Source organism: Hymenobacter metallilatus (assembly GCF_003944705.1).
Classification (GTDB): Bacteria; Bacteroidota; Bacteroidia; order Cytophagales; family Hymenobacteraceae; genus Hymenobacter; species Hymenobacter metallilatus.
The window spans coordinates 230,889-236,888 of record NZ_RWIS01000008.1 but is presented as its reverse complement, the minus strand read 5'-3'; the positions used below and the strand labels follow the sequence as shown (position 1 = coordinate 236,888).

Annotated in this window: 5 protein-coding genes; all 5 read left to right on the top strand. The window is 54.0% G+C overall.

Annotated elements, in window-relative coordinates:
- The first annotated feature begins 489 nt into the window (after positions 1-489).
- The 5 genes from EI290_RS13585 to EI290_RS13565 all read left to right on the top strand — a co-directional run bounded on the left by EI290_RS13585 (position 490) and on the right by EI290_RS13565 (position 5,966).
- Complete coding sequence (locus EI290_RS13585) at positions 490-2,571, top strand: BatA domain-containing protein (protein ID WP_185816991.1); 2,082 nt, start codon at positions 490-492, stop codon at positions 2,569-2,571.
- 105 nt (positions 2,572-2,676) lie between these two features.
- Positions 2,677-3,174, top strand: coding sequence for a DUF4199 domain-containing protein (locus EI290_RS13580; RefSeq protein ID WP_185816990.1), 498 nt, complete (start codon positions 2,677-2,679; stop codon positions 3,172-3,174).
- A 40-nt stretch (positions 3,175-3,214) separates the two neighbouring features.
- Complete coding sequence (locus EI290_RS13575) at positions 3,215-3,742, top strand: DUF4199 domain-containing protein (RefSeq protein ID WP_185816989.1); 528 nt, start codon at positions 3,215-3,217, stop codon at positions 3,740-3,742.
- Complete coding sequence (locus tag EI290_RS13570) at positions 3,735-4,721, top strand: glycosyltransferase family 2 protein (RefSeq protein ID WP_125431218.1); 987 nt, start codon at positions 3,735-3,737, stop codon at positions 4,719-4,721. The genes EI290_RS13575 and EI290_RS13570 overlap by 8 nt, the downstream gene beginning before the upstream one ends.
- Positions 4,722-4,838: 117 nt before the next feature.
- On the top strand, positions 4,839-5,966 hold the full coding sequence (locus EI290_RS13565) for a glycosyltransferase (protein ID WP_125431215.1): 1,128 nt from the start codon (positions 4,839-4,841) through the stop codon (positions 5,964-5,966).
- Positions 5,967-6,000: the final 34 nt, after the last annotated feature.

Genomic DNA, 6,000 nt, shown 5'->3' with positions numbered 1-6,000 from the left:
CGGAGCGCCTATGGTACTGCCTTCACCGGTGGGAGAGTCGGTCGCCGCCAACCTTATCACGGCGAACTGCCCCGCTGCGTTTCCCTTCCCGGGGAAATGCGCGGGGCAGTTCCTGTTTTACCCCCCCACCAGCCAAAGCGGCGGAAGGAAAGGTAGGCTAGGCAGGTGGCGTTGCGTGCTATTCCATCAGCTTACCGTGCTTAGCTGATTATACTGGTTGTAGATCAGTAGATTGGAGCGAAATCAAAAAATCGGCTATTTCAAAAAGTACTTGATACTAATTATATTAATACTGTAATATATATATTTATTTGTTAATATATTACAGTATTATCCTTAGCTATTACATAGAATGTACTATTATCTGCTGATTAGCGAATTGGGTAGCTTGTTCAGACTGATATGTGATTGTGTTGTAGATACTGTGTGAAAACAGATTGGTATTCTCTGCTACGTATTGAGTAGTAAGCTGACCTTATCTAGAAGATTTTGTGTCTATCTTCACAGATACATCTCTTTCTCTACATGGCATTCACTCACCCGTGGTTTTTGTTAGGGTTACTTGGAATAGCTATTCCCATTGCAATTCATCTATTCGAGTTGCGCAAGACTCAACGAATTCTATTTTCTAATGTTGAATTTATTAAGGAGGTAAAGCTTGTTACCGCTCGTCAGAGAAAGTTGAGACACTGGCTTGTACTGCTGTGTCGGGTGAGTTTGGTTACATGTTTGGCGCTATTGTTTGCGCAGCCCTTCATTCCTGCCCCGGAAGCAGAATCAATGCTTGGTTCAACCGTAGGTGTGTTGCTGGACAACTCTCCGAGCATGCTGCAAGTAGCCGATAATGATCAGTCTTTATTAGAACGCGGAGCGGAGCAAGCTTCGGAATTATCGTTGGTGTTTCCGCAGACTGCGCGCTTTGTGCTGAGGCCAGGGAAAACGGAAGCTGTTTCCGCTGCTGCCTACCGATCTGCTGTTGATCAGGTGCAAATCAGTGGGCAGTCTACGCCTGTTGGAAAATTACTCGCGCAGGAGCAGGCTGCAGTGGGGAAAGGTGTTACGTTCGTAATTTCTGATTTCCAGAGGAACAGCTTTTCTGCACAATCTATAGAGAAAATACCTTCTACCGAAGATGTTTTCCTAATCCCCCTGCACGGAAAAAAACAGGCTAATGTGTTTGTGGACAGTGTATGGCTGGATGATGCTTTTGTTCGGACTGGAGTAGATCTGCAGCTTTATGTACGGCTTAAGAACGGAGGAGAGCAGGTTGCAGAAGGGCGGCAGGTGAAGCTATTCGTGGGGGCGCAACAGGCCGCTACTTTTCAGGTGACTGTACCAGCAGGTGAAGCCATTGTAACAAAAGCACGGGTACGATTACAAAACCCCGGCGTACAACTGGCGCGAATAGAGGTGGAGGATTTTCCAATAGAATTTGATAACCAGTATTACTTCACCTTACAGGCTGCCAACCGCATACGGATACTGGAGCTTAGTGCGGAGAACGAGCTTGGGCGCTTATATGGGAACGAGCCATTGTTCTCATATCAGCACGCAACAGCAGGACTGGCTGACTATCGGATAATTGAAGGAGCTAATTTATTAGTAGTGCGGGAGGCAGCAGTGCTGAGTGGCAGTATACGAGAAAGTATTAGGCGGGCAGTGCAGCAAGGTGCGACGTTGGTAGTGGTACCGGCGGTAGCAGCTATAGGTAGGGATTCGTATAGCCGACTTTTCCGGGAATTGGGGGTGGGGCCGGTGCAATGGCAACCGATACCTCCTGCAGGACCGGTGCTGCAGGAAATAGCTGTGCCCAGTACATCGAATCCGTTTTTTCGAGACGTTTTTTCGGGGATTAATATGCGGGCTGGCATGCCGAAAGCAGCTCCTGTACTTCGGTGGGCGCGCTCAGGCTCCGACGTTTTGCAGATGCGGGATGGTGAGAATTTTCTTTCGGGCTTTGCGAGTGGCGCGGGTATGGTATACGTATTTGCGGCTCCCTTTACGGCTCCTTATTCAGATTTTGCCCAGCATCCGCTATTCGTGCCAGTACTGTACCGCTTGGCTATGATGAGCTATCAGCAGGAACAGCAGCCTGCTTACAGACTTACGCAGCCAACTATACGGCTCCGGCTCCCGCAGCAGCCCCAGGGGGCGGAGGCAGCCTACCAACTGATTCAGGATAGCCTACGATATATTCCGGGTCAACAGAAGCAGGGGAATACACTGCGGCTGGATATTCCACCCACAATGCAGCAGGCAGGCTATTATACACTACAACTCGATGGAAAGCCTGTCACCACGCTGGCCTTTAACTTCGACAAGCGCGAGTCTGATCTACGGAGCTATGCTGGGGCTGAGCTACGGCAACTCATCGGCCCGAACAGACCTAATATACAGGTGTATGAGCCGAGCCAAGGGCAAACTGTTGCAGCCCGGTACAAGGCTACTCGCGTAGGCACCCCATTATGGCGCTATTTTGTGTGGGGGGCATTGGGTTGTTTGCTGCTAGAAGGCCTGCTCCTACGTTGGTATCAACGGCCGAAGCCCGTGCAGCTTGCCGCAGCGGCCTAGCCGGCAATTGAGAACCACCGCTAGGCAGTTTGGCCAGCTACCACGTATCTTGCCGCCTTTACTTGTTTCTAGGCAGTGGAATCATCAACCTCAACTCCCAGCCCTGTGTTGCGCACGGCCGTTGTAAGTGGTACACTTACAGGTATTCTATGCATTGCATGGGTGCTGTTTCTGTATTTAACGGATAACAACCCCTATGGACCCAAGCGCACGTTGGCCGATTTTTTTACTCCTATCGGGGCGGTAGCTGCCCAGGTATTGCTGCGTCGTTATTACGGTGAGCAGGGCCCAGGCCTGTGGAAATCGGTTGGAGTGGGCGTACTGGCTTCATTGGTAACGGCCGTGCTGGCAGCAGTTGGAATGTACACCTTTTCACGGCTGACTGGGGCTGAATTGATTGCAAAACATTTGGTGGAAGCACGGCAATTGCTGGAAGCAACCAAGGCTCTATATGTCAAGGAAGCGAATGGAATGCAGCAATACCAGGCAACACTGCGCAACCTGGCTACCACGGCGGCCGAGTTTGCTCAGGACGAGTTTGCTAAGAAGCTACTACCGGGAGTGGTGCTAAGTATTCCGGGCGGGGTGTTTTTGCGGAAATAATTTACCTTCCCGCATCCGTTCATCTAACTTTCTCTTCGCTGTGGAACACACATCTACCCCCGCTGTTAGTCCTGCATCCGTTGGCATCCGCTACGGCTTGTTTGTTGGAATTATTGCTTCTATTCTTTCCTTCCTGCAGATGTCTTTCATCCAGGATCCTGAAACGCCTTTTCGTTGGCTGAGCACAGTCGTCTCTATAGTAGGTATCTGGTTGGCGCATAAGCAATTTAAGCAGGTTAATGCAGGCTTCATGTCATATGGCCAGGGGCTTGGCATCGGTACGATTCTTTCGGTTGTGGCCGGCTTGATAAGCAGTGTCTTTGGATACCTATATGTGTCCTTTATTGATCCGGCATACATGAACCGGGTAATGGAGTTGCAGCGAGCCAAGATGGAAGCTAGAGGGATGGATGACGCGCAAATAGAACAAGGCATGGCTATGGCTGAGAAATTCAGCTCAGGCCCCATTGTCATTCTTTTCGGGTTGATACTGGTGGTTATTATAGGATTCGTTATTTCCCTAATCGTCTCTGCTTTCACGAAACATACCCGTCCTGAGTTTGAGTAAGCGTCTTGCCCAGCACTTTCCAGTAGAGCTATCCATCGTCATTCCTCTGCTCAACGAGGCCGAGTCGTTGCCGGAACTCACCCGCTGGATTAATCGGGTGCTCACCCAGCATGGTCTCACCTACGAGGTACTGCTGATTGACGACGGCTCCACGGACGACTCCTGGGAGGTGATTGAGCAGCTGGCCGCCACCGACGTGCACCTGCGCGGCATCCGCTTCAACCGGAACTACGGGAAGTCGGCGGCTCTGAATGTGGGCTTTAAGGAAACCACCGGCCGGGTGGTGTGCACCATGGATGCCGACTTGCAGGACTCGCCGGAAGAGTTGCCGGAACTGTACCGCCTGATTACCCAGGACGGCCTCGACCTGGTGAGCGGCTGGAAGAAAAAACGCTTCGACCCGCTTAGCAAAACCATTCCTACCAAGCTGTTCAACGGCGTGACGCGCTGGATTTCGGGCATCAGGCTGCACGATTTCAACTGCGGCCTGAAAGCCTACGACAGCCGGGTGGTAAAAAGCATTGAGGTGTACGGCGAAATGCACCGCTACATCCCCGTTATTGCCAAGTGGGCCGGGTTCCGGCGCATCGGCGAGAAGGTGGTGCAGCACCAAGAGCGCAAGTACGGCACCACCAAATTCGGGCTGGAGCGGTTCGTGTACGGCTTCCTCGATTTGATGAGCATCACGTTCGTGAGCCGGTTCCGGCGGCGGCCCATGCACTTTTTTGGGGCGCTGGGCACCATATCGTTCCTGATTGGGATGCTGATTACGCTCTGGCTGGTAGGGGAGAAGGTGTGGCTGTCGTGGCACAACCACCTCTCCCGCGACGTAACGGCCCAGCCGTTGTTCTTCCTGGCCCTGGTGGCGGTGGTAATTGGGGTGCAGTTGTTCCTGGCCGGTTTCCTGGCCGAAATGGTGCAACTCAACGGCTCCCACCGCAACGATTACCTGGTAAAAGAGCGGCTGAATCTGAAGTAAAGTTATCTGTCATCCTGAGCGCAGCGAAGGACCTTATCACACCTGAACCAATTGTTTCAACGTGATAAGGTCCTTCGCTGCGCTCAGGATGACATCTGTTTTCTACCTTACCACCCTATGAACGTAGTCATCATCGGGCCGGCGTACCCGCTGCGGGGCGGGCTGGCCACCTACAACGAGCGGCTGGCGCGGGCCTTCCGCGAAGCCGGCGACGAGGTGCGCCTGGTTACCTTCTCGCTGCAGTACCCCGATTTCCTGTTTCCTGGGCAGACGCAGTTCAGCACCGAGCCAGGCCCTACCGACCTGAATATTGAGGTGAGCCTGAACTCGGTGAACCCCGTGAGCTGGTACCGGGTAGGCAACCGCCTGCGCCGGGAGCGACCCGATCTGGTGATTTTCCGATTCTGGCTGCCGTTTATGGGGCCGGCTTTGGGTACGGTGGCCCGCCTTATCCGCCGCAACCGCCACACCCGAGTGGTAGCCATTACTGACAACGTAATCCCGCACGAGAAGCGGCCCGGCGACCGGCCGCTCACGCGCTACTTCCTTTCGGCCTGCCACGGGTTCGTGACGATGAGCCGCTCGGTGCTGGCCGACTTGCGCCGCCTGCACTTCCGGCAGCCTGCCCTCTACCGCCCGCACCCGCTCTACGACAACTTCGGCCCGCTCAAGCCCAAAGCCGATGCCCTGGCCGCCCTGGGCCTCGACCCCGCATTTGGCTACCTGCTGTTCTTCGGATTCATTCGGGCTTACAAGGGGCTGGATATTTTGCTGGAAGCCTTTGCCGATGCCCGGCTGGCCCAGTTGCCGGTGAAGCTGATTATTGCCGGCGAGTACTACGAAGACGCCGCTCCCTATGAAGCCCTCATCCGGCAGCACAACTTGGAAAGCCGCCTCGTGCGCGCCACCGACTTCATCCCAAACGAGCGGGTGGTGGACTACTTCTGCGCCGCCGACATCATCGTACAGCCCTACAAAAACGCCACCCAAAGCGGCGTCTCGCAGATTGCCTACCATTTCAGCCGCCCCATGCTGGTAACCGATGTGGGCGGGCTGGCCGAGCTGATTCCGAACGGGGAAGTTGGCTACGTGGTGCCACCCACGCCCCAGGCCATTGCCGATGCTCTGGTGGATTTCTACGCGCACCAGCGCGAGCAGGAATTCACCGCCGGCGTATGGGCCAGGAAGAAAGAATTCTCTTGGGACGTAATGGTAAAGGCGCTGAAGGAGGTTGCCGGCCAGTAGCGCGCAGCTCCGCTTCGCGCACGAGCCACAGGCG